General features: G+C 72.1%; 21 protein-coding genes. 9 read left to right on the top strand and 12 right to left on the bottom strand.

The features are described 5' to 3' along the window. Positions 1–30: 30 nt before the first annotated feature. Positions 31–846 carry an SDR family NAD(P)-dependent oxidoreductase gene (locus ACIOD2_RS45190; protein ID WP_400552076.1) on the bottom strand — a complete coding sequence of 272 codons (816 nt, stop codon included), beginning with the start codon at positions 844–846 and terminating at the stop codon, positions 31–33. A 56-nt stretch (positions 847–902) separates the two neighbouring features. On the opposite strand from ACIOD2_RS45190, the gene ACIOD2_RS45185 reads away from it, so the two are divergent. Beyond that, on the top strand, positions 903–1,547 hold the full coding sequence (locus tag ACIOD2_RS45185; RefSeq protein ID WP_400551769.1) for a TetR/AcrR family transcriptional regulator: 645 nt from the start codon (positions 903–905) through the stop codon (positions 1,545–1,547). A gap of 28 nt (positions 1,548–1,575) precedes the next feature. Here ACIOD2_RS45185 and ACIOD2_RS45180 read toward each other — a convergent pair whose 3' ends face one another. Further along, complete coding sequence (locus ACIOD2_RS45180; protein WP_400551768.1) at positions 1,576–2,211, bottom strand: TetR/AcrR family transcriptional regulator; 636 nt, start codon at positions 2,209–2,211, stop codon at positions 1,576–1,578. Between the two features lie 81 nt (positions 2,212–2,292). Here ACIOD2_RS45180 and ACIOD2_RS45175 point away from each other — a divergent pair, with 81 nt between their 5' ends. Next, positions 2,293–2,874 carry a hypothetical protein gene (locus ACIOD2_RS45175; RefSeq protein ID WP_400551767.1) on the top strand — a complete coding sequence of 194 codons (582 nt, stop codon included), beginning with the start codon at positions 2,293–2,295 and terminating at the stop codon, positions 2,872–2,874. A gap of 5 nt (positions 2,875–2,879) precedes the next feature. Here ACIOD2_RS45175 and ACIOD2_RS45170 read toward each other — a convergent pair whose 3' ends face one another. Continuing rightward, the gene (locus ACIOD2_RS45170) at positions 2,880–3,404 is read right to left on the bottom strand and encodes a helix-turn-helix domain-containing protein (RefSeq protein WP_400551766.1); all 525 of its coding nucleotides are present in this window, start codon (positions 3,402–3,404) and stop codon (positions 2,880–2,882) included. A 59-nt stretch (positions 3,405–3,463) separates the two neighbouring features. Between ACIOD2_RS45170 and ACIOD2_RS45165 the strand changes: the two genes are divergently transcribed. Then, on the top strand, positions 3,464–4,558 hold the full coding sequence (locus tag ACIOD2_RS45165; protein WP_400551765.1) for a serine hydrolase: 1,095 nt from the start codon (positions 3,464–3,466) through the stop codon (positions 4,556–4,558). Here ACIOD2_RS45165 and ACIOD2_RS45160 read toward each other — a convergent pair. Continuing rightward, entirely contained in the window at positions 4,527–7,922 is a 3,396-nt protein-coding gene (locus ACIOD2_RS45160) for a TM0106 family RecB-like putative nuclease (protein WP_400551764.1), read from the bottom strand. The genes ACIOD2_RS45165 and ACIOD2_RS45160 overlap by 32 nt on opposite strands. A gap of 147 nt (positions 7,923–8,069) precedes the next feature. Here ACIOD2_RS45160 and ACIOD2_RS45155 point away from each other — a divergent pair, with 147 nt between their 5' ends. Further along, the gene (locus ACIOD2_RS45155) at positions 8,070–9,914 is read left to right on the top strand and encodes a glycoside hydrolase family 5 protein (RefSeq protein WP_400552075.1); all 1,845 of its coding nucleotides are present in this window, start codon (positions 8,070–8,072) and stop codon (positions 9,912–9,914) included. Here ACIOD2_RS45155 and ACIOD2_RS45150 read toward each other — a convergent pair. Next, a complete protein-coding gene (locus tag ACIOD2_RS45150; RefSeq protein WP_400551763.1) occupies positions 9,857–10,768 on the bottom strand; it encodes a LysR family transcriptional regulator in 912 nt (303 codons plus the stop codon). The genes ACIOD2_RS45155 and ACIOD2_RS45150 overlap by 58 nt on opposite strands. Positions 10,769–10,839: 71 nt before the next feature. On the opposite strand from ACIOD2_RS45150, the gene ACIOD2_RS45145 reads away from it, so the two are divergent. Beyond that, entirely contained in the window at positions 10,840–11,640 is an 801-nt protein-coding gene (locus ACIOD2_RS45145; RefSeq protein WP_400551762.1) for an LLM class flavin-dependent oxidoreductase, read from the top strand. A 235-nt stretch (positions 11,641–11,875) separates the two neighbouring features. Here ACIOD2_RS45145 and ACIOD2_RS45140 read toward each other — a convergent pair whose 3' ends face one another. The 3 genes from ACIOD2_RS45140 to ACIOD2_RS45130 form a co-directional block, all read right to left on the bottom strand. Then, positions 11,876–13,450, bottom strand: coding sequence for a succinic semialdehyde dehydrogenase (locus tag ACIOD2_RS45140; RefSeq protein ID WP_400551761.1), 1,575 nt, complete (start codon positions 13,448–13,450; stop codon positions 11,876–11,878). 13 nt (positions 13,451–13,463) lie between these two features. After that, the gene (locus tag ACIOD2_RS45135) at positions 13,464–15,092 is read right to left on the bottom strand and encodes a GMC family oxidoreductase (protein WP_400551760.1); all 1,629 of its coding nucleotides are present in this window, start codon (positions 15,090–15,092) and stop codon (positions 13,464–13,466) included. Between the two features lie 101 nt (positions 15,093–15,193). After that, a complete protein-coding gene (locus tag ACIOD2_RS45130) occupies positions 15,194–15,784 on the bottom strand; it encodes a TetR/AcrR family transcriptional regulator (protein WP_400551759.1) in 591 nt (196 codons plus the stop codon). 95 nt (positions 15,785–15,879) lie between these two features. On the opposite strand from ACIOD2_RS45130, the gene ACIOD2_RS45125 reads away from it, so the two are divergent. Beyond that, positions 15,880–16,317 (top strand): VOC family protein, encoded by a 438-nt coding sequence (locus ACIOD2_RS45125; protein WP_400551758.1) that lies wholly within the window; start codon positions 15,880–15,882, stop codon positions 16,315–16,317. On the opposite strand, the gene ACIOD2_RS45120 is transcribed toward ACIOD2_RS45125, so the two are convergent. After that, a complete protein-coding gene (locus tag ACIOD2_RS45120) occupies positions 16,295–16,858 on the bottom strand; it encodes a TetR/AcrR family transcriptional regulator (protein ID WP_400551757.1) in 564 nt (187 codons plus the stop codon). The genes ACIOD2_RS45125 and ACIOD2_RS45120 overlap by 23 nt on opposite strands. A gap of 93 nt (positions 16,859–16,951) precedes the next feature. Here ACIOD2_RS45120 and ACIOD2_RS45115 point away from each other — a divergent pair, with 93 nt between their 5' ends. Together ACIOD2_RS45115 and ACIOD2_RS45110 are read left to right on the top strand one after the other, a co-directional pair. Further along, the gene (locus ACIOD2_RS45115; protein ID WP_400551756.1) at positions 16,952–18,496 is read left to right on the top strand and encodes an FAD-dependent oxidoreductase; all 1,545 of its coding nucleotides are present in this window, start codon (positions 16,952–16,954) and stop codon (positions 18,494–18,496) included. After that, positions 18,493–18,858: a putative quinol monooxygenase gene (locus ACIOD2_RS45110; RefSeq protein WP_400551754.1), complete on the top strand. Its 366-nt coding sequence runs from the start codon at positions 18,493–18,495 to the stop codon at positions 18,856–18,858. Before ACIOD2_RS45115 ends, ACIOD2_RS45110 begins: the two co-directional genes overlap by 4 nt. Here the strand turns inward: ACIOD2_RS45110 and ACIOD2_RS45105 are convergent. Beyond that, positions 18,824–19,414, bottom strand: a complete 591-nt coding sequence (locus tag ACIOD2_RS45105) for a TetR/AcrR family transcriptional regulator (RefSeq protein WP_400551753.1) — start codon at positions 19,412–19,414, stop codon at positions 18,824–18,826. The genes ACIOD2_RS45110 and ACIOD2_RS45105 overlap by 35 nt on opposite strands. A gap of 112 nt (positions 19,415–19,526) precedes the next feature. On the opposite strand from ACIOD2_RS45105, the gene ACIOD2_RS45100 reads away from it, so the two are divergent. Next, entirely contained in the window at positions 19,527–20,288 is a 762-nt protein-coding gene (locus tag ACIOD2_RS45100; protein ID WP_400552074.1) for a class I SAM-dependent methyltransferase, read from the top strand. Positions 20,289–20,795: 507 nt separating this feature from the next. Here ACIOD2_RS45100 and ACIOD2_RS45095 read toward each other — a convergent pair. Both ACIOD2_RS45095 and ACIOD2_RS45090 read right to left on the bottom strand, forming a co-directional pair. Then, positions 20,796–21,533 (bottom strand): ABC transporter permease, encoded by a 738-nt coding sequence (locus ACIOD2_RS45095; protein ID WP_400551752.1) that lies wholly within the window; start codon positions 21,531–21,533, stop codon positions 20,796–20,798. After that, a complete protein-coding gene (locus tag ACIOD2_RS45090; RefSeq protein ID WP_400551751.1) occupies positions 21,526–22,350 on the bottom strand; it encodes an ABC transporter ATP-binding protein in 825 nt (274 codons plus the stop codon). Before ACIOD2_RS45090 ends, ACIOD2_RS45095 begins: the two co-directional genes overlap by 8 nt. Positions 22,351–22,352 lie beyond the last annotated feature (2 nt).

Here is a 22,352-nt window from a genome sequence, read left to right as displayed (position 1 = left end):
CCCCAGCCAACCACGGATGCGGCCGGTCCGTCAGCCGAACGCGGCCTGGGCCAGCGGCTCCCACTCGCGCCAGGTCGCCAGCCGCTCCTGGTACTCGGCTTCGACCGCGGCGAACGACTTGCCGAAGAACACCCGGTTCGGCGGCCTGTCGGTGTCGGCCAGCTCCAGCAGCGGCCCGCGGGTCGCGCGGGGATCGCCCATGTCCCACTCGATCTGGCCTGCTTCGCGGACGTCGTCGTAGTCCGGGTTCGGGGCGCTGGTCCGGTTGCTGCCGGCGCCGAAGTCCGTCCGGTACGGCCCGGGCTCGAGGCAGATGACGTCGATCCCGAACGCCGCGACCTCCTGCCGCAGGGACTCCGAAAGCCCTTCGACCGCCCACTTCGACGCGTGGTAGGCGCCGATGCCGGGGTACGCACGGACGCCGCCCTCGCTGGTGACCTGGATGATCCGGCCGTGGCCCTGCCGGCGCATGACCGGCAGGGCGGCCTGGGTCAGCCAGAGCGTGCCGAAGAAGTTCGTGTCGAGCTCCGCGCGGATCTCCGCCTCGGTGAGCTCCTCGACCATGCCGAAGTGCCCGTAACCGGCGTTGTTGACGAGGACGTCCAGTCCCCCGAACTTCGCCACCGTGGCTTCGACGGCGTCGGCCGCCGCGGCGCGGTCGGTGATGTCCAACTGCAGGGGCAGCACGGCGTCGCCGTAACGCTCGACGAGCGGGCGCAGGCTTTCGACGTCCCGCGCGGTGGCCGCGACCCGATCGCCCCGCTCGAGGGCAGCTTCGGCCCACTCGCGGCCGAAGCCCTTCGACGTTCCCGTGATCAGCCAGCTCTTGCTCTCGTTTCGCTGCATCATGACGCAACAGTAGCATGGACTGCATTAATATGGCGAGTGGTAGTGTTCCGGTCATGATCGCCGGAGACAGCCGCCGTGAGCGCAAGAAGGCCCAGACCCGCGCCGCCATCCAGGAAGCGGCCTTGGAGCTGTTCGTGAGCCAGGGCTACCGGGAGACGACGATCGCGCAGATCGCGGCGCGCGCGGACGTGGCGACCCGCACGGTCACGCTCCACTTCCCGGCGAAGGAGGACCTCCTCTTCGCCGACGACCCGTTCGCCCCGGAGTCACTCGGCCCGCACCTGCGCGACCGGAAGCCCGCAAGCACGTTCGACGCGCTCCGGAACTGGATGCACACGACGATGCGCGAACTCGACGCGAGCGACCTGGAGCAGGAGCCGGACCCCGCCCAGTTGTGGCGACGGCGAGCCCTGCGCGCCCAGCTCCTCATGGAGGATGACGACCTGCGCGGCCGGGCACGGGCCGGGTATCGCGACCTCGAGCTTCTGGTGGCGACCGGGATCGGCGAGGACATCGGGTTGCCGGCGGACGCGCTGGTCCCCCGGCTCGCGGCGGTCACGGTGGTCGCGGGTCTGCGCGAGATCTACGTGACACGGGAGGGCAAGGCGAAGGCGCAGTCGGCGACGAGTGAGCTTTCCGGGTTGGTCAACGAGGTGCTCGCCTTTGCCGAGGCCGGGGTCCGCAACGCAGGAAAGTGAGCGCTGACAGCTGCTCGGAGTTGCCGCGCTACGCGTCTTCCTTGCGAGCCAAGCCGTTGCGATACAGGTCAACCGTGGCAACGTTCCAGCGGTCCAGCTGCGCGGGCGCGTAGAACGGCTCCGGCAGCTGCCGGCTGATCGCCGGTTCCAGGAGGACGCTGGCCAGGTTGAACACCGCCGCGTGGATCGCCGCCCAGTCCCGGTCCGCCTCCGGCCGCAGCGCTCCCGCGCGGTCCAGCGGGGCCAGCCAGCTCGTGCGGGCGATGCCGACCAGGGCGTCGAAGGCCCTCGCCGCCGCGGGGTCGCCGTCGATCATGGCTCTGGCCAGGTAGCGCAGGGCCAGTGCGTTGTCGCGGACCCACGCCGTGGTGGCGTCGCCCAGGCCTGGCCAGGCCTCGTCGCCCTCGCTTCGCGAAGCCAGCTCGCGGGAGAACTCCGCCATGACGTCGAGGATGTACTCGTCGACCGCCTCGCGCAGGTGGGCCTTGGTGCCGAAGTGGTGCTGCACCAGACCCGGGGACACGCCCGCGGCCGCGGCCACGTCGCGGATCGACGTCGAGGCGACGCCTCGGGCCGCGAAGCCCTCCAGGGCGGCGTTGCGGATTCGGGCGTACGTGCTCAGGTCGGACTGCCTGGCCGGGATCCGCGCGTCAAACTCGGGCATCTTCGTACGGTAAACCATACGTTGCACCTGACTGCCGATACATATGTATTGTTCTTGATACTTACGTATTGGAGGCACCCCATGGGGATCACCAGGCTCGCCGCGGCCCTCGCCATCTCGCCGGCCATCACCCGTCAGGCCCGGCGCGACGCCGCGTTCGCCCGCGGCGACTTCCGCGTCTGCCAGCCCTGGTACGACGGGCCCGCCGAGAGCACCGGACGCGTGCTGATCAGCGTCAACGAGTACCGGCCGCACAGCATCAAGGACGTCGTGGGGATCGGCCGCGCGGCCGAAGCGCTCATCCGGGACGAGGTGCTCGCCAACCCCGGCGCGGCCGGCATCATGAGCGCCTTCGGGCCTCGACGCCGGATCCTGTACTCACTGTCGGTCTGGCGCGGCGAGGACGCGCTCAAGGAGTTCACGATCGCCCCGGCGCACCGCGAGATCATGCGCCTCTACCGGGCGCGCGGGTACCTGCGCCACATCCACTGGTGGGACGCGCACCGGTCGATCGGCGCGTCGATGCTGGAGGCGACCCGGCGCCTCGATCTGGGTGAGGGACGCCGCGTCGGCGACGCCCGTGACCCGTGGGCCCGGGCGGACCAGGGCCGCCTTGCCGAGCTCGGCACCACCCCGGCCGCGCCGATCTGGCGGGCCGGCTGAGCGCGTCACTCCTCCACGGGGATGAGGACCGGGCTCAGCAGGTACTGCGCCCGGCCGGGCGCCGGTTCGTTGGTCAGCTTGGGGTAGATCACGCGCCGCAGCTCGCCGATCAGCTCCTCCAGCTCGTCGCGGCTGAGCCACACGGCGTGCTGGCGGTAGCTGACGAGATCCGCCACCGGGTCGGCGTTTTCGCGGTCGAGGTACGCGCCGAACTCGGCGATCAGGACGGCCATCGACGTGGCGAACACCCGGCGATGATCCTCCGGCGAGAGGGCAGCGACCTCCTCGACGTCGACGGTCGCCCGGCCCTGGTGCAGCCGGTAGCGGCGCTCCACCGCGCCGCGCACCCGGCGTTCACCGGCGACCTCCAGCACGCCGTGCGCCGCGAGCAGCTCGACGTGCCGGTAGACCATGGCCTTCGACGCGTCGGGGATCCGGGCGCACAGCTGCGCGGTGGTGAGTTCCCGCCCGCGCACCGCGTGCACGATCCGCAGCCGCACCGGATGGGCCAGCAGTTCCAAGGTGTCCACTCCCCAACGTTCTCATGTCGTGCTACCGTTCGCAAAACATGAGAACGTTGGGGGAAGCCATGACACCACTGGAGTGGCTGGTGGCCGCGTCCGTTCGCGCGCCACTGCCGGACGACGAGATCCGGGCGCACATCGCACCGTCCCTTGTGGACGGCAGCGGCGGCCCGGCCGGGATCAACGCGGCACTGGCCGCGGTCGGACCGCTCACGATCCACGCGCAAAGCACGGACGGGAACCAGGTGCCGGTCCGCGGCCCGGCCGGCGACTTCCGGCTGACCGTGCAGGTGGACGCCGCCGGACTCGTCCGCGACCTGCAGCTGACGCCGGACGAACCCAAGCCCATGTCGTGGGCCGAGATCGACACCCGGCTGACGGCCCTGGGCAAGCGCGTGTCCTTCGCCGCGGCGGAAATCGACGGCGAATGCCGGATCGTGCACGGCCTCGACGCCGACACACAACGGCCGATCGGCTCGGCGTTCAAGCTGTACGTCCTGGGCGCGCTCGGTCAAGCCGTCGCCGAGGGACGAGCGTCGTGGGACGAACCCCTCGCGATCCGCGACGAGTGGAAGAGCCTGCCGTCCGGCACCATGCAGAACCACCCGGCGGGCACGGAGTTCCCGCTGTCCGAGTTCGCCGACCTGATGATTTCGATCAGCGACAACACGGCGACCGACCATCTCATCCAGCGGCTCGGCCGGGACGCGGTGGAGCGCCAGCTGTCGCTGTTCGGCCACCGGGAGCCCGAGGCGAACATCCCGTTCCGCACCACGAAGGAGTTCTTCCGGATCAAGGCCCCGACCGGACAGCTCTGGCCGGCCCCGATCGACATCGACGAGATCGAGTGGTTCGCGTCCCCGTCGGACATCTGCCGCGCTTACGCGGGACTGCTCCGGCTCGGCCAGCCCGAGATCGGGAACGCCCTGTCACGCAACGACGACGGGCTCGATCTGGACGCCGCCGCGTTCCCGTCCGTCTGGTACAAGGGCGGCAGCGAGCCCGGCGTGGTGACGCTGCACTACCTCGTGCGGACCGCCGACGGGCGCGCGAAAGCCGTCAGCCTGATGGTGTCCGACCCGGAGTCCACACTGGACACCCTCCCGCTGACGACCGAAGCGCAGTCGGTCATCCGAGGGGCGTTCCACCTGCTGGCGTGACCGGCCAGGGACCGGCGCCGGTCATCAGGCCGATCATGCCCGCGACGAGCCGCATCTGGTCCACCGTCCGGATGTCGGCCTCGACGAGCCGCGGTGAGCACACCAGGATCGCCAGCGCCTGGGCCCGTGAAAGCGCGACGTTGAGCCGGTTGCGGGAGAGCAGGAAGTCGAGCCCGCGGGGCAGGTCGACCGCCGACGACGACGTCATCGTCGTGATCACCACCGGCGCTTCCTGGCCCTGGAACCGGTCGACCGTGCCGACCCGGACACCGGGGAACCCGGCCTCCTCCAGCGCTCGTGTCACCGTGCGCGCCTGCAGGTTGTACGGCGCCACCACGACGATGTCGGCGTCACCGAGCGGCCGGGACGTGCCGCGGTCCGTCCACAAACGACCGTGCAAATCGGCCACGATCGCCGTGACGGCCGCGGCTTCCTCGACCGAGCGGGTGGTGTTGCCGTGGTGGTCGACCTCGGCCAGGTACAGGCCCGCGTCGACACCATCGATGGCGCGCTCCGCGGCCGAGGGGTGTGCGTGCAGCCGGCCGGCGTAGGACAGGTTCGACACCGGCTCGCACACGGCCGGGTGCATCCGCCGGGTCTCGTCGAGGAAGTAGCCCAGCGACGGCGGCATGATGTCGGCCTCGCCGATCAGGTGCCCCAGCGCCGACGCCTCCGCGCCCGCCGGGTGCGTGCCCTGCACGACCTGCGGCAGCTGCTGCGGATCACCCAGCAGCAGGACGTTCTTGGCGCACATCGACACCGCGAGCGCGTCGGCGAGGGCGAACTGGCCGGCCTCGTCGATGATCAGCAGGTCGAAGGGCTCCTCGCGGATCGCGGCGTTGGCGAACGTCCACGCCGTCCCGCCGACCAGGTGCCCGTGGTCGTTTTCCAGGCGCCAGTTCACCAGTGCCGGGTTGCTCTTCGGCTGCTCCCACGGCGCGGCCGGGTCCGGCGTCCGCTTCGCGCGCTTGGCGCACGGCAGTTCCGGCGCGCTCTTCATCGCCGCGCCGAGCACGTTTTCCACGGCCTTGTGGCTGTTCGAGGTGACCGCGACGGTCCGCCCGGCGCGCACGAGGTGGGCGATCAGCTTCCCGGCGAGGTAGGTCTTGCCCGCGCCCGGCGGCCCCTGCACCGCGAGCGCGGACCCGTCGAGCTCGTCGACGGCCTCGATCACGGTGCGGACCAGGTCGTCTCCGGGCTCCGGCAGCGTGGCGCCGCCGAGCAGCCGCGGCGACGTCCGGCGCAGCAGGTCGACACCGGGGTGCCGCGGCAGCACCGGGAGCGCGTCGACGACCAGGCGGGCGAGATCGGCGACGGCCTCGTCCTTGGGTGACGGCCGCACCGGGCTGCCGGGCAGCACGGCGGCCGGGCGGTCGCCGGTGGTGGCGTCCGGCGCGCAGCTCTCCTCCAGGGTCAGCTCCACGGCCGACGCGGCGACGACCTTGGCGTCGCGGGCGATGTCGCCGTAGCGCAGCCGCACCTCGTCACCCGGGGCGAACGGGTGCGGCCGGTCCGGGTCGCACGTGAGCTGCAGCGTCCGCTTCGCCTTGCGGACGCGCCCCGCGGGCGGCACCCACTCCCCCGCCTCCAGCGAAACCGGCACCGCGCAGGCGGTGTCGACCTCGAGGTCGCCGAGCGGGGCGGCCAGCTGGCGGAAGTACTCCCACCAGGCGGGGTTGGTCTCACGGCGGTGGTAGCCGACCGACGCCGCCAGCAGCGCGCGGGCCCGCTCGTCGGGGGTGAAGTCGCCCGGGTCGTCCGGCAGCCCGTCGAGCAGCGGGTCGACCAGGGCGGCCAGCTGCGCGGCGCGCTCGGCCCGCCGCTCGGCGGCGACGTCCTCCTCGGCCTGGCGGATCAGCGCGTCCTCGGCGGACTCCTCGGCCGGCTCCGGGAGGTCGATCCCGGCCTCGCCGCGGACCTGGTGGAGGAACTCGAACAACCGCAGTGTCGAGACGCAGTCGTACTCGGTCGTGTCGGCGATCCCGCGCAGCACCTCGTCGGCGCGTTCCGGCTCGCCGGCCAGCGTCAGGTACTCCTCGTACGCCTCGACGTCCGAGACGGCGGTCTTCCCGCCCTCGCGCGCGCCGGGCATGTAGAGCGCCTCGAGGTAGCGGATCGAGTACGACCGCTGCGACACGCGCAACGCCTTGCGCACCACCGCGTGCAGGTCGACGACCGCCCCGCCGCGCAGCAGCTGGTCGACGGCCTCTTCGCGGGTGCCGTGCACCGCCGCGAGGCGTTTGATCGCGGTGACCTCGTACGGCGCGTAGTGGTAGACGTGCGAACCGGGGTGCCCGGCGACGCGGGCCGCGGCGAAGTCGACGAACTCCTCGAAAGCCCGCTTCTCCTGGGCGCGGCTGTGCGCCCAGAACGGCGTGAACTCCTGGCCGCCGTCGGTGGTGACCGCGCCGAAGAGGTACTCCAGCCCCTCGCCCGACAGCGCGTGCGGATCGCCCGCGAGGTCGAGGAAGACGTCGCCGGGCGCCGGTGCCGGCAGGTCGGCCAGCGCATCGGGGTCGACGATCTCGTAGGAGATGTCGCCGGTGGTGTCCTGCCGGACCTGGAGCGCGGCCTGGGCGCGCAGGGCCGCGAACGCCGTGACGGACAGGTCCCGCGGCCGGTCGGCCGGCCCGGCCGCGGCGAGCGCGTCGATCGAGCCGAGCCCGGCGGCGGTGAGCTTGCGGCGCTGGTCGCCGCGCATCCCGGCGACGAGCGAGAGGTCGCGGTCGGCCTCCCGGGCCGTCGTGCAGTGCTGGGCGAACCCGCAGCCGGCGCAGGCCGGGCGTTCGTCCGCCCAGAGCTGCACGGGCAGGGCCGGTGCCCGTCCGCGCAACCGGGCCCGCAGGCGGTCGACCAGCGGCAGGAAGTCCGCGACCCGCAACGTCCGGGTGCCGCCGTCGGCCAGTCTCAGGTGCAGGTGCGGCCCGGCAGGCCACCCGGCCCGGCGCAGGGCGTCGGCGTACGCGGTCAGCTGCACCACGGCCGCGGGCTTCGCGAGCCGGGCCGGTTTCGCGTCGTAGACCTCGTAGCGGCCTTCGCCGTCCCGCACCAGGAAGTCCGCGCGCCCCGAGAACTCGCCGTCGTCGAGGACGGCCCGGTGGATCACCGGGGCACCCGAGCGCAACGCCTCTTCCGTCGCCCTCGCGGCGGCGGCCGGGTCCCGGACGTCGATCTCGACCACCGCGCGGCCCTCTGCGCGGAACCGGGCGAGCATCGCCGCGGTGGCAGCGCGAGCGAGCCGGTCCGGCTGCCCGGGCGCGGCTCCAGGCCGTGGTGCCCCCGGCAGGTTCGCGGCCAGTGCCTGGTTCAGGACGCTGCGGTGCTCGCACTCGAGCAGGTCGGCGAGATCGGCTGGGGTGTACATCGCTGGGCAGTCTGACACGCGCCGTTCGCCCGGTTGGAGCACACCGCCGCGACACGCCCGGCAGGTCTGCCCGGGAGTGCGCCTTCTGTACCCGCCTGACCGTATACAGCGGATCGGAACGCCGGTTAGCCTCCGCGCGTGAGGATCATGGGTGCGCTGCTCGCCGTGCTGCTGACCGCCGGTCTGGTCGTCCCGGTTTCCCTGCTGGCACCGGATCCGGCCCGGGCGGACCCGGCACCGTGGGCCGGCCCGCTCAGCACCCGCGGGCGCTACATCGTCGACGCGGCCGGCAACCGCTTCAAGCTCAAGGCCGCCAACTGGCACGGCGCGAGCGGCACGTGGACCGGATCGGGAGACGTCACCGACCCGGCGAACCATCACGCGGGCGAGATCGCCTACCAGACCCCGCTGGGCCTGGACCGCGCGCCGATCGACACGATCATCGACGGGCTCGCCCAGCTGGGCCTCAACAGCGTCCGGCTGCAGTTCTCCAACGCGATGATCCACGACCCGGCGCCGGTGCCCGATCTGCCGGCCAACCCGGACCTGCACGGGATGACACCGCTGCAGGTCTACGACCGGGTCGTCGAACGGCTGACCGCGCGCGGGTTCGCCGTGATCCTCAACAACCACACCACGACGTCGCGCTGGTGCTGCGGTCTCGACGGCAACGAGCGCTGGAACACCGCGCAGACCGAGCAGCAGTGGCAGGACGACTGGCTGTTCATGGCCCGCCGGTACGCCGCGAACAAGCGGGTGGTCGGCGCCGACCTGTACAACGAGGTCCGCCGGAACACCTTCGACGACCCGAACTGGGGCTGGGGCAACGACAAGGACTGGCAGCGCGCGAGCCAGCAGGTGGCCGACCGCATCCTGACCGAGGCCAACCGGGATCTGCTGATCATCGTCGAGGGCATCAACTGGACCGGCCTGCCCATCGACGGCTTCGCGCACGGCCGGCCCACGCTGGAGCCCGCCCGCACGCTGTCGCACACGCTCGTGGACTCGGGGAAACTGGTCTACGCCGCGCACTTCTACGGTTACACCGGCCCGAATCATTCGGGCGCGACCGGGGTCGGCGAGACCCACGACCCGCGGTACCGCGACCTCTCGCCGCAGGAGCTGCGCGACACCCTGTACCGGCAGGCGTTCTTCGTCGAGCAGGACACCGGCAAGCACTACACCGCGCCGCTGTGGATCAGCGAGTTCGGTGAGGGCCGCAACACGACCGACCCGGCGTCGCGGGCGTGGTTCGAGAACTTCGTGAACTACCTCGCCGAGACCGACACCGACTTCGCCTACTGGCCCGCCGTCGGCTTTCAAACCAACGGCGTCGGGGACGGCTGGTCGCTGCTGGCCTACGACAGCGCGGGCCGCCGCATCGACGTCCTCGACGGCACGGACTGGCGTGGTCCCGCGTGGCAGCGGCTGGTGAACGCGCCGTCGCAGACCGGGCCGGTCCCGGCGTCCGAGCACTGGTCGATGCTGAACCTCGACTACGGCGACTTCCAGGAGTCCCGCGCGGTCCGGGCGAAGCCGGACTGGGACTCGGGCGCGCGCAAGGGGGCCTGCCCCGACGGCCAGCGCCTCACCGGGCTCGCGCACACCGGCGGCGGCGGCCTGTGCACCGGCGCGCTCCCCGCTCCCACCGGCTACACCGTCGTCCGCGATGAGTCCTATGTGGACACCGACTGGGCGTCCGGGTACACGAAAGTGCAGTGCCCGCCCGATTCCGCCGTCGTCGGCTACAGCGTGCGCGGCGCCGCGGTCTCCGCCGTGTTGTGCGGGAAGTCCGCCACCCCGCTCGGCCGCACCGGCCGCACGGTCTGGTTCGACCGCGGGGACAACCGGCCGTCCGGCGATCTCGGTGGCGACTTCGCTTCGGGCAACTACAAGGGCCAGTGTGCGCCGGGCGAGTACGTCGCGGGCGTCGCCTACACCGGCCGCATCGGCTCGAGCCGGACCCCGGACGCGCTGCTCTGCCGCTCCTGAGCGACCTCGGCACACAGCTCGATCGCGCGTTCGGCCAGTGGCGAGAGCGTGCGGTCGGCCGGCCACGCGAGCCAGATCTCGCGCGGGGCCAACGCGGGTTCGAGCGGGTGGGTGGTCAGCTGGTCGTCCAGGGCGTCCAAGGCCAGTAGCGGGAGCACGGCCACGCCGAGCCCGGCACGCACCATCGAAAGCACACCCTGGTTGTCCGCCGTGCGGAAGACGATCAGCGGCGCGACGCCGGCCTCGGCGTACACCCGCTCGACCCGGGCCTGGTCGCAGATCGGCGGCTGGGCGACCATCGCCGCGCCGTGCAGCGCCGTCAGCGGGACGGGCCCCGGCGCGAACTCCCCGCGCCGCGCAACCAGGGCGTACGGATCGGCCAGCACCCTGGTCTGCTCGACGGCGCCGCCGACCCGGCCGTCGAAGAACAGCAGGTCCAGCTCGCCGATCCGCGGCTGGTCGGTCTCCTCCTCGAACAGCCGGACGTCGGCCGCCGGGTGCTCGTCGCGCAGGCGCCGCACCAGCGTGGGCAGCAGGACGTTGGTGACGCTCTGGAACGTGCCCATGTCCACCCGGCCCGCCCCGGCCTTGAACCGCTCGACCGCGTCTTCGGTGGCCGCGGCGCGCGCGAGCAGGTCCCGCCCGTGGGCCAGCACCACCTCGCCGAGCGGCGTCAGGCGCACCGCCTTCGGCCCGCCCGGCCGGTCGAACACCGCGCCGCCCACGGACCTCTCCAGCGCGGCGATCTGCTGGCTGACGGCGGACTGCGTGTAGCCGAGGCGGTCCGCCGCCCGGCCGAACGTGCCTTCGGACGCCACGGCGTCGAGGGTGAGCAGGTGACGCAGGTCCAACATCAGCCGAGCTTATCGAATGAGGCAGATTTCATCGCTTTTGCCGATCACCCTGGCGACCTAGCGTTCGTCCCATGACCCCACGGCACGCACTCTGGCTCCCGTTGTTCGACGCCCTGGCCGACCCGGCCCTGATCGCCCGCCTCGCCGCCGAAGCCGAGGAAGCGGGCTGGGACGGGCTGTTCGCCTGGGACCACGTCCGCTGGCGCGAGCCGGTGACCGCCGTGGCCGACCCGTGGATCACCCTCGCGGCGGTCGCCACCGCCACCTCGAAGCTGCGGTTCGGCCCGATGGTCAGCGCGATCACGCGCCGCCGCCCGGTCAAGCTCGCCCGCGAGACCGCGACCCTCGACCGGCTCGGCGGCGGACGGCTCGTGCTCGGTGTCGGCCTCGGCAGCGACCGGTTCGGCGAGGAGTTCTCCCGCACCGGCGAGGAGTGCGACGACCGGGTGCGCGGCCGCATGCTCGACGAGGCTCTGGACGTCCTGTCCGCCGCATGGTCCGGCGAAGTCGTCCACCATCGCGGCGAGCACTACACCGTGGACGGCATCCGGTTCCTGCCGACGCCGACGCGGCGGATTCCGGTGTGGGCCGCGGGTTTCCCGGCCAACGTGCGCCCGATGCGCCGGGCCGCGGGCCTCGACGGCTACTTCCCGGTGAACCTCACCTCGCCCGGCCAGTTCGCGGACGTCGTCGCCCAGGTCAGCGCGCTGCGCACCGGGAGCGGGCCGTTCGACTACGTCGCCGAGGTCGAACCCGGCACGGACAGCGACCCCTACGTGCGCGCGGGCGCGACCTGGCTGCTGACCGCCTTCGCGCCGGAATCGCTGTCGGTCGACCACGTACGCGGGGTGCTGCGTGACGGGCCCGGCTAGTGGCGCGCGTTCGTTGTGGGCAGAGCGCCCCAAGGCGGGAATCATCCGGTAGAGACGCGGCCGCGAGGTGTCGATGGAGGATTTGGGACGCTGGGCGGCCAGAATCCTCCATCGACGAACGCTGAGCCCCTGCCATGGGTGCGGGAGACCCGGATTCGCCGGCCGCGAACCGGGACCGGTGTGGCTGCGGGGCTCCTGAGGTTGCTGTGGCGAAGTGCGATGCACCCAATGTGGCCTAACGGATGCGGAACCTGCGCATCATCTTGAGCCCGGAAAGCATGCCCTCGACGTACTTTTCGTAGGTCTGGCCGGGCCGCGGGCCCATGACCTGCTTCTTGAGCAGGGCCATGTTCTGCACGTCGGTGTACTTGAGCAGCCCCTGGTCACCGTGGCGAGCGCCGACCCCGGAGCTCTTGACCCCGCCCGAGGGCGTGCCCTTCGCCGCGTACGCGGTCGCGAGGATGTCGTTGATGTTGACGTTACCGGATTCGAGGCGGGCGGCCACGGCGCGCGCGGCGTCGAGGTCGCGGCCCCAGACCGAGGCGTTGAGGCCGTAGTCCGTGTCGTTGGCCAGCGCCACGGCCTCGTCGACGGTGCCGTACTTGTGCAGCGCGACAACCGGTCCGAAGGTTTCGGTGACGCCGCAGAGCATGTCCTTCGTGACGCCTTCGAGGATGGTCGGCTCGAAGAACGCCGGGCCCAGGTCGGGCCGCGGCTTGCCGCCGCAGAGCACCGTGGCGCCCTTCGCGACGGCGTCGTCGACGTGCGCCTTGACCCGGTGCATGTGGTCGACGGAGACGAGGGAGCCCATGTCGGGGCCGAAGTCGTAGGCCGCGCGCACATCCAGGGCGAGTGCCTTGGCCACGAACGCCTTCGCGAACTCGTCGTAGCGGGACTCGGGCAGGTAGATCCGCTCGATGTGCATGCAGATCTGGCCGGTGTTGCCGAACGCGCCGAACACCGCGCCCTGCGCGGCTTCCGCGAGGTCGGCGTCCTGCAGCACGATCATCGGGTTCTTGCCGCCGAGTTCGAGGCAGCAGCCGATGAGGTTGCGCCCGGCCCGTTCGCCGATCACCCGGCCGGTGGCCGTGGAGCCGGTGAACATCACGTAGTCGGCGTGGTCGATGAGCGTGGGGCCGACGTCCGGGCCCTCGCCGCACACCACCTGGAACAGGCCCTTCGGCAGCCCGGCCTCCTCCAGCAGTTCGATGCCATAGAGCGGCGAGAGCGCCGTCTTGTTGTCCGGCTTCAGCACCACCGCGTTGCCGGCCATCAGCGCCGGGATCGCGTCGGAGATGCCGGTGGCGAACGGGAAGTTCCACGGCGCGATGATGCCGACGACGCCCTTGGGCTGCCGGATCTCGGTCGAGGTGGTCAGCAGCGGCACCGGCCCGCCGCGCCGGGTGGGCGCCAGCAGCTTCGCGGCCCGCCGGAGGTAGTGGCTCATCACCATCGCCGGGTCGCAGGTCTCCTCGATGGCCATCCGGCGGTTCTTGCCGCTCTCGGCCTGGATGAGGTCGGCGACGGCCCGCGCGCGGTCGACGAACAGCGTGTGCGCGCGCTTGAACACGGCCAGCCGCTGCTTGAGCGGGGTCGTGGCCCACGTGCGCTGCGCCTCACGGGCGACGGCGAACGCCTGCTCGATGTCGGCCGGCGTCGACTGCGGCAGCTCGGCGAGCGTGTCTCCGGTGTAGACCTCGGTGAGCTTCCAGGTCGTGCCGGACGAGCCCGGCACCCTGGCGACGAGCCGCCGCAGGAACGCGTCGGTGACCGACGCCGGGCGGGTGAGCTCGAGCGGGGTGAGGGTCATGGTCCGCTCCCGGTCAGTGGCCTGAAAGGACGAGTCGCGCGCCCATCTCGCCGATCATGATGGCGGGCGCGTTGGTGTTGCCGCCGGTGATCGACGGCATGATCGAGGCGTCGCAGACCCGCAGGCCCTCGACCCCGCGGACCTTGAGGTCGGGGCTCACCACCGAGAGCTCGTCGACACCCATCCGGCAGGTGCCGACGCCGTGGTAGACCGACGTCGCGCGGTTGAGGATCGCGTCGCGCAGCGGCTGGCCCTTCAGGTCCTTGCCCGGGTGGATCTCCTCCTTGACCGCGCCGTTGAACGCTCCCGAGGCGAAGATCTCGCGCGCCATTTCCGAGCCCTCGCCGAGGACTTCGAGATCGGCCGGGTCGGCCAGGTACTGGAAGTCGATGAGCGGAGCGGCCTTCGGGTCCCCCGAGGCGAGCCGCAGCGTGCCGCGGCTCTTGGGGTAGATCAACGTCGTCAGCACGGTGAGCGCGGTGCGCGTGTCGACGTCGTGGCGGATCGGCGCGTCCTGGTTGGGCGAGACGTACGCCCACGGCAGCAGGTGCAGCTGCAGGTCGGGGATCCGGCCGGCCTGGGACGTCTTGAGGAACGCGACCGCCTCGAAGACCGAGTTCGCCAGGAAGGTGGTGCCGGGGCGGAGCAGCTCCTTGACGAGCCCGCGCGCGAAGTACGACGGCCGGCCGGTGTTCTTGCTCGACGTCACGTGGAAGGTCAGCGCGTGGAACATGTGGTCGTGCAGGTTGTCGCCGACCGGCAGGTCCGCGAGGACGTCGATGCCGTGCTCGCGCAGGTGCTCGGCGTGGCCGACCCCGGACAGCATGAGCAGCTGCGCGGAGCCGACGAACCCGGCGGAGAGGATGACCTCCTTGCCCGCGCGGACGGTGCGCTGCGTGCCGTCGGCGTCGACGACCTCGACCCCGGTCGCGCGGCCGTTCTCGATGACGACCTTCTTGGCCAGCACCCCGGTCTGCAGCTGCAGCGTCGGGGGTGCGAGGTGGTGGAGGTAGCCGCGCGAGGCGCTGTAGCGGAGGCCGTCGGCGGCGTTCTGCTGCATCCGGCTGACCCCCTCCTGCGACTCGGCGTTGTAGTCGTCGAGGATCTTGCAGCCGATGGTGTCGGCGGTGGCCTGGAGGAACTGCAGCGCGCCTTCCTGCGGGATCTTGTTGCGGGTGACCCGGATCGGCCCGCCCGCGCCCCGGAACGCGTTCTCGCCGTCCTCGAAGTCCTCCATCCGCTTGTACGCGGTGTTCACGCTGTCGGCGTCCCAGCCCGTGTTGCCCTCGGCGGCCCAGGAGTCGAAGTTGGCGCGGTTGCCGCGGACGTAGACCATGCCGTTGATCGAGCTGGAGCCGCCGACGACCTTGCCGCGCGGCACCGGCATCCGGCGATCGAGAACGTGTTTCTGCGGCACCGAGTACAGGCCCCAGTCAAACGGCTTCTTGAGCTGGGGCACCGCGTGCATGGGCCCGACCAGCCCCGGCTTCTTGATCATGAGCTTCTCGTCGGTCTTGCCCGCTTCGAGCACGATCACGCTGGCGCCCGATTCCGCCAGCCTGCCCGCGATCGCGGCCCCCGAACTGCCCGACCCGACGACCACGTAGTCGGCTTCGTCGCCGCGCGGCGCCTTGTTCGCCATTTCCGCTCCTCGGTCCGGCCCGCCACCCAGAAACTGTAACCTGTTCTAGTTCTCGGGCAACCGTATAGCGTTCGCTTCCCGACCGCAACGACCTCGTCGTCTCAGCGGGGCAGCAGGCCGCGCACGAGGCTGCGCACGGTCCCCGCGACGACCTCGTCCGGCGACCGGTCGGCGATCATGCCGCCGGTGATGATCGACGCGAGCCCCTGCAGGGTGGCGAGCACGGCCATGGCGACCCGGTCGGGGTCGTCACCGACGATCTCGCCGCGTTCCCGGGCCCCGTCGATCAGCGCAACCGGCGCCGCGAAGGTCCGCTCGTTGGCCTCGAGCAGCTCGGGTCGCGCCGGATTGTCCTTGTGCGCGAACACCAGGGCGAGCAGCGCCGGGCATCGGGTGGCGAAGCCGACGTAGACGTCCGCGAACGCGGTCAGCCGCTCCTCGAAGCCGCCACTGGCCTGGCCGAGCCCGGCGTCGAGCTCGTCACCGAGACGCCGCAGCCCGCGCAGCGCGAGGGCGTCCAGCAGGGCCTGCTTGTCGGCGAAGTGCTGACGCGGCGCGCTGTGGCTGACCCCCAGCTCCCGCGCGAGACCCCGCAGCGAGAGCCCGGCCACGCCGGACTCCTCGAGGGTGCGTTCGGCCAGGTCCAGCAGCTCGGAGCGCAGGTTGCCGTGGTGGTACGGGGTGTCGGCCATGGAACGGAGTGTAGTCACCGCCCACAATGTAGTCGTTGACAACATTGTGGGCACTGCCTACTTTGGAGGAGAACCACGACCCTCAGGAGCCCGTCATGTCCTTCCCCGTCCGCTTCCACCACGTCAGCCTGTCGGTCGCCGACCTCGACGCGCAGCGGCGCTGGTACGCCGGCGCGCTCGGGTTCACCGAGGTCGTCGAGGAGTTCGAGGTCCCCGAAGCCGGTGTCCGCACGGCCGTTCTGCAGACACCGGACGGCACCCGGGTCGAACTGATCGAACGCGCGGGTTCCGCGCGCACGCAGACGTTCACCGACCCGATGGACGTCCTGCGCGCCCAGGGTTACGGCCACTGGGCCCTCGAAGTCGGCGACCTCGACGACGCGTTCGCCCGCCTGACCGGCGCGGGCGCCCAGCCGGTGTGGCCGCCGGCCGACGCCGTCCAGCTGGGTGCCCGGTTCGGCTACGTCAAGGACCCGGAGGGCAATCTGATCGAGCTGATCCAGCCCGCCGTCAGCCGGGAGCCGGGCCGGTGAGGATCTCGCGGATCACCGGGGCCGCCCAGCCCGCGAGCCGTTCGGGTGGCATCGTGGCGATGCCCGGGGTCGCCAGCACGTAGCGCGTCGTCGCGAGGCCCAGCAGGAACGAGCCCAGCAGGGCCGCGCGCTCGTGCGCATGGTCCGGGGTGACCTTGGCGAACGCCGGCGCGACCTGGGCGGCGAACAGTTCGCGCAGCTTGTCCGCGGCCTCGGGACTCGTCATGGCCACGCGCAGCAGGGCGAGGAACGTGCTGTCGTGGTCCCAGACCGCCAGGAACTTCGGCAGGATCTCGGCGCCGAGGTCGTCCGGCGCGACGCCGTCGAGGTCGGGCAGGTCCAGCGAGAAGTCGGCGGCGGCGGTGAACAGGCCCTGCTTGCTGCCGAAGTAGCGGATCACCATGGCCGGGTCGACGCCGACGTCCGCGGCGACCATGCGCAGCGTGGTGCGCTCGTACCCGTCCGCCGCGAACCGGTCCCGCGCCGCGGACAGGATCGCGGCCCGCGTCGCGTCGGCGTCGCGGCTTCTTCCTGGTGCCATGAGCCGAGCATAAGTCACCCGCCGTTGACTTGCTCGCCGGGCGGTCTTACCCTCGATAAGTCAACGCTCGGTGACTTGAGGAGAGGGATCACCATGGACCAGGAACGTCCCGTGCTCGTCGTCGGCGCCGGCCCGACCGGCCTGACGGCGGCGATGGAACTCGCGCGCCACGGCGTGCCCGTCCGGATCGTCGACAAGGCGCCGGCACCGTCGACGACCTCGAAGGCGCTGGCCATCCAGGCGCGGACCCTCGAACTGCTGCGCCCCCGCGGCGTCGGCGACGAGATGCTCCGCCGGGGGCAGCGGGCGACCGGCACCGCGATCTACGGGCGCGGCCGGAAGCTGGCCACCGTCGAGCTGAACCGCGTCCCCGGCCGGTTCAACCACATCCTGCTGCTCCCCCAGGCCGAGACCGAAGAACTGCTGGCGCGGCAGGTCCAGGCGTACGGCGTGGACGTCGAACGGGGCGTCGAACTGCTGTCCTTCGACCACGACGCCCACGGCGTCCGCGCGGTGCTGAAGGACCGCGACGGCGGCCACGAGACGGTGCACGCCGCCTACCTGATCGGCGCCGACGGCGCGCACAGCGGCGTCCGGCACGGCCTCGACCTGCCGTTCATGGGCCGCGCGCTGGCGCAGCGGTACCTGCTCGCCGACCTGCACATCGACGGCGACGTCCCGGAGGACCAGCTCTCGATCTTCCTCGCCAGGGACGGGTTCGTGGCCGTCTTCCCGATGACCGGGGGCCGGTTCCGGTTCATGGCCACCGATCCCGGTCCCGGCGCCGATGACGACGTCCCGGAACTGGCCGCGCTGCAGGACATCTGGGACCACGTCACGCCCCTGCCCGCGCGGCTGCACGACCCGCACTGGCGGTCCCGGTTCCGGATCAACAGCCGGCACGTCCCGGCGCTGCGGGCGGGCCGGGTGTTCCTCGGCGGCGACGCCGCGCACGTCCACAGCCCCGCGGGCGGGCAGGGGATGAACACCGGCATCCAGGACATGATCAACCTGGCGTGGAAGCTCGCCCTGGTGCGGCGGGGCCTGGCCGCGCCGGCGCTGCTCGACACCTACCAGGCCGACCGCGTCCCGGTGATCACCAAGCTGGTCCGCGCGACCGAGACCGCCACGAGGGTGTGGAACTCCACGAATCCCGTGGTGCACCGGATGGTCACGACGATGGCCCCGCTCGCGCTCGGCCGGGATTTCGTGCAGGACAAGGCAACCGCCGTCCTCGGGGAGACCACGGCGAACTACCGCAAGAGCCCGATCGCCTTGGGGGCCGGACGGCTGGGTGCACTGCGCGCCGGCGACCGGGTGCCGGACGTCGACGTCGTCATCGACGGCGAGACCCGGCGCCTCTACGACCTGCTCGACCTGACCAAGCTGACCGTGCTCACGACACAGCCGGATGTTCTCCCTACCTGGCAACGGGTTTTCACCTTGCACCACGGCCGGGTCGCGACGGCGCAACCCGGCCTGCTCGGCGGTGACGCACGGATCGCGGCGGACCTCGCCGCCAAGCCCGGCGTCCTGGTGATCCGGCCGGACGGTTATCTCGCCGCCGCCGGTACCGATCCGGCGTCCCTCGTTTCCTGGTTCGGCCAGTGGTTCCCCGTGAACGGAGAAAGCCGATGACCGTGCTGCCCGAGCCGGACGCCGACGAGACCGGCCCCTACACCCACCTGGGGTTCGCCACCGCCAAACCGGGGTGCGCGGACCGGGTCGAAGCGCTGATCCTCGCGCTGGTCGAGCCGCTGCGGGCGGAGGAGGGCGCGCTCGAATTCCACGTCCACCGGGACCGGGCCGACCGGGACACCTTCGTGATCTACGAGATGTTCCGCTCGAAGGCCGATCTGGAGAAGCACCTGGCGCAGCCGCACACCCAGGAGTTCATCGGGGCGATCGGGCCGTACGTCACCGGCCCGCTGCGGCAGCAGTTCCTCCGGATGTCCAGTCCGCTGCCTACAACAGGCGCCGCTGGACGACGTCCGCGATGACCGTGGCCACCAGCCGGTCGACCTCCTCGGCGGGCGGCGGGCCGCCGCGCCGTCCCGCGAACAGCAGGTGCCCGGCCCCGATCAGCGAAAGGGCGACGTTGTCGACGTCGGCGTCGGCGGCGATCCGGCCGAGCGCGCGCTCCTCCGCGAGGTAGGCGGTGAGCATCTCCCGCGCCTCGGCGAGCACCGGCACGCCGGTCCCCCGGAGCCGGGCGCGGACCTCGTCGCGGAAGAAGACGAGGCTGACCATCGCCAGCGCGGTCGGGTCGAGCACGTCGGTCAGGGCGGAGGCGAGGTTGGCCTGGACCGTGCCCGTCCCGGCCGCGGCGCGCAGGGTGGCGGCCAGGTCGCCGACCCCGGCGATGCGTTCCTGCACCAGCTCGGCGAGGAACTCGTCGAAGTCGGCGAAGTGCCGGTGCAGCACGCCTTTCGCGCAGTCGGCCTCGGTGGTGACCGAACGGCTGGTCAGCGCGCTCGGCCCGTCCCGGAGCAGGACGCGCTCGGCGGCCTCGAACAGCTGCCGCCGCGCGTCGCGGATGTGCACCCCGGTCGGCACGCGGCTTTCCTCCTTGCCCGTGTGGGCGCTTGCCCACTATGGTGGGCACATGCCCACTTCCCCTTCGGAACAGCACCATTCTGCCGGAACCGCGCCGCATCAGGCCCGGCGGATCGCGGAGTCGTTCGGGGTCGATCCCGGACGCTACGACCGGGCCCGGCTCCCCTACCCCGCCGCGCTGGTCGAGCGGATCCTCGCCGCGAGCCCCGGCCGTGACGTCCTGGACGTCGGCTGCGGCACCGGCATCGAGGCCCGGCAGTTCCAGGCGGCGGGTTGTGAGGTGCTCGGCGTCGACCCCGACGCGCGCATGGCCGGGTTCGCCCGCGAGACCGGCGTCGACGTCGAGGTCGCGACCTTCGAGGACTGGGACCCCGCCGGGCGGACGTTCGACGCGGTCGTCGCCGGCCAGGCGTGGCACTGGGTCGACCCCGCGCGAGGCCCCGCGAAGGCCGCGGAAGTCCTGCGCCCTGGCGGCCTCCTGGCGGTGTTCGGGCACGTGTACGACACGCCGCCCGGCATCGCGGAGGCGTACGCGGCGGCCTTCCGGCGGGTGCTGCCCGACTCGCCGATGAGCCCCCCGACCGCGGAGCGGACCGCACTGGACATCTACCGGACGATGTTCGCCGCGGCGGCCGACGGCATGCGCCGGGCGGACGGGCTCGGCGAGCCGGAGCAGTGGCGGTTCGACTGGGAGCACACGTTCACGCGCGACGCCTGGCTCGACCTGCTCCCCACCACCGGCGGCCTGACCCGGCTCCCCGCGGACAAGCTGGCCGAGCTGCTGGCCGACGTCGGCGCGGCCATCGACCGCATCGGCGGCGAGTTCACGATGCAGTACACAACCTTGGCGGCGGTCGCCGCGCGCGTTTCCTGAGTCGGACTTCGCGGCCTCGGGTGGGTTTCCCCGCGAGGTGTCGATGGAGGATTCGGGACGCTGGATGGCCAGAATCCTCCATCGACGAGCGCCGCGACGCGACTGCCGAGGCCGACACCGCCGCACAGCCACCAACCCCGTGAGCGACTTCCGACCGGAAACCTGGCCGCGCGCGTTTCCTGAGCCGGACTTCGCCGCCGCCCCCGCCCGGGTGGGTTTCCGCGAGGTATCGATGGAGGATTCGGGACGCTGGGTGGCCAGAATCCTCCATCGACGAGCGCCGCGAACCCCCGCCGCGACGCGACTACCCGGGCTCGCACGCCCGAACAAGCCGAGTCACCCGCGCAGCCGGCTCAGGCCGCGCGCGTTTCCTGAGGCGGACTTCGCTGCCGCCCCCGCCCGGGTGGGTTTCCCCGCGAGGTGTCGATGGAGGATTCGGGACGCTAGGTGGCCAGAATCCTCCATCGACGAGCGCCGCGAACCCCACCGAGGCCCGAACAGGCCGAGTCACCCGCGCAGCCGGCTCAGGCCGCGATCCAACCGCACCACGGCGACCACCCCCGCCACCACCGCGAGCCCGCCGAGCACCGCCGCCCCGCGGAAGACGTCGCCGGACTGCCCTTCGACGGCGCCGCGCAACATCGTCATCGCCCAGTACCCCGGCGAAACCGGGGCGATCGCATGGGCCCAGCCCGGCAGCATCTCAGCCGGGATCAGCGCGCCGCCGAGTGAGGAGACCACCAGCGAGCCGACGTCGCAGACCGCCGACAGCTCACCGTGGCTGCGCACGAGCGTCGCCGCCGCGGTGCCCACGGCCAGCAGCGTCAGGCTCCAGACGAGCACCGCGAACCCGAGCAGCACCGGGGACACCGGCGCGGGCATGCCCACGACGTAGTGCCCGAACACCAGCAGCACGGCCTGCTGCAGCACCAGCACGGCGAACACCGGGACCGCCTTGCCCGCCAGCAGTTCCGCCGCCGTCGCCGGGGTGGCGCGCAGCCGGTCCCACGTGTTCCAGGTCCGTTCCGACAGCATCGAAGTGCCCACAATGGACAGTGCGAGCACGGTGAACATCACGAGCAGGCCGAGCACGGCCTGGGTCGGACCGTCGGCGACCGACGCGGCGAAGAGCGGCTTGAACACCAGCATCAGCACCATCGGCATGACCGCGTAGCTGATCAGGTGGCCGGGATCGCGCAGCCGCAGCACCGCGTTGTGGCGCACCAGCACCGCGAACCTAGTCATGCGCCACCGCCCGGTAGAGGTCGTCGAGGGTCGGCCGGCGCAGCTCGACGTCGCGGACGTGCGCGGACGTCGTCGCCAGCACGCCCGCCAGCTCCGCACCGGGATCGGCGGCGGGGATGCGGATCTCACCGTCGTCGGTGCTGAGCAGGATCTCGCCGGGCAGGCCGCCGAGCAGGTCCGCCGCGGTGCCGCGGGCGATCACCCGGCCGCCCTTCGCGACGGCGAGCGTCGCGCCCAGCTCGGTGAGCTCGGGCAGGTAGTGGGTGGTGTAGACGACCGCCGCGCCATCGTCGGCCGCGGCCCGGACGGCGGTCAGCAGCGCGACCCGGGTTTGCGGGTCGACCCCCGCGGTGGGTTCGTCGAGCAGCAGCAGGCGCGGCCGGTGCAGCATCGCCGTCGCGGCCTGCGTCCGCCGTTGCTGACCGCCGGACAGCACGCCGACACGCCGGTCGAGGAACGTCGTGAGCAGCAACGCGCCGGCGATCCGGTCGATCGCTTCGGCCAGGGCGCGGCGGCGCAGCCCGGCCAGGCCCCCGAACAGCCGGAGCGTCTCGGCGACGGTGGCGCTCGGGTACAGCGCCGGTTCCTGCGGCGCGAAGCCGAGCAAGGCCCGGGCCGCTTTCGGGGTGCGCCCGGCGATCCGCACCTCGCCGGCGTCCGGCGCGGCCAGGCCGGCCACCAGCCGGGCGAACGTCGACTTGCCGGCGCCGTTGTGGCCGACCAGGCCGACCACCTCGCCGGGCTCGGCGCGCAGCGTGAACCCCGACAGTGCGCGGATCTCGCCGTAGCGCTTCACCAGATCGGTCGCTTCCAGCATCC

This window comes from Amycolatopsis sp. NPDC088138 (genome assembly GCF_044741685.1).
Taxonomy (GTDB): Bacteria; Actinomycetota; Actinomycetes; order Mycobacteriales; family Pseudonocardiaceae; genus Amycolatopsis.
The sequence above is the reverse complement of the archived record's forward strand: the minus strand, read 5'-3'. Positions and strand labels throughout refer to the sequence as shown.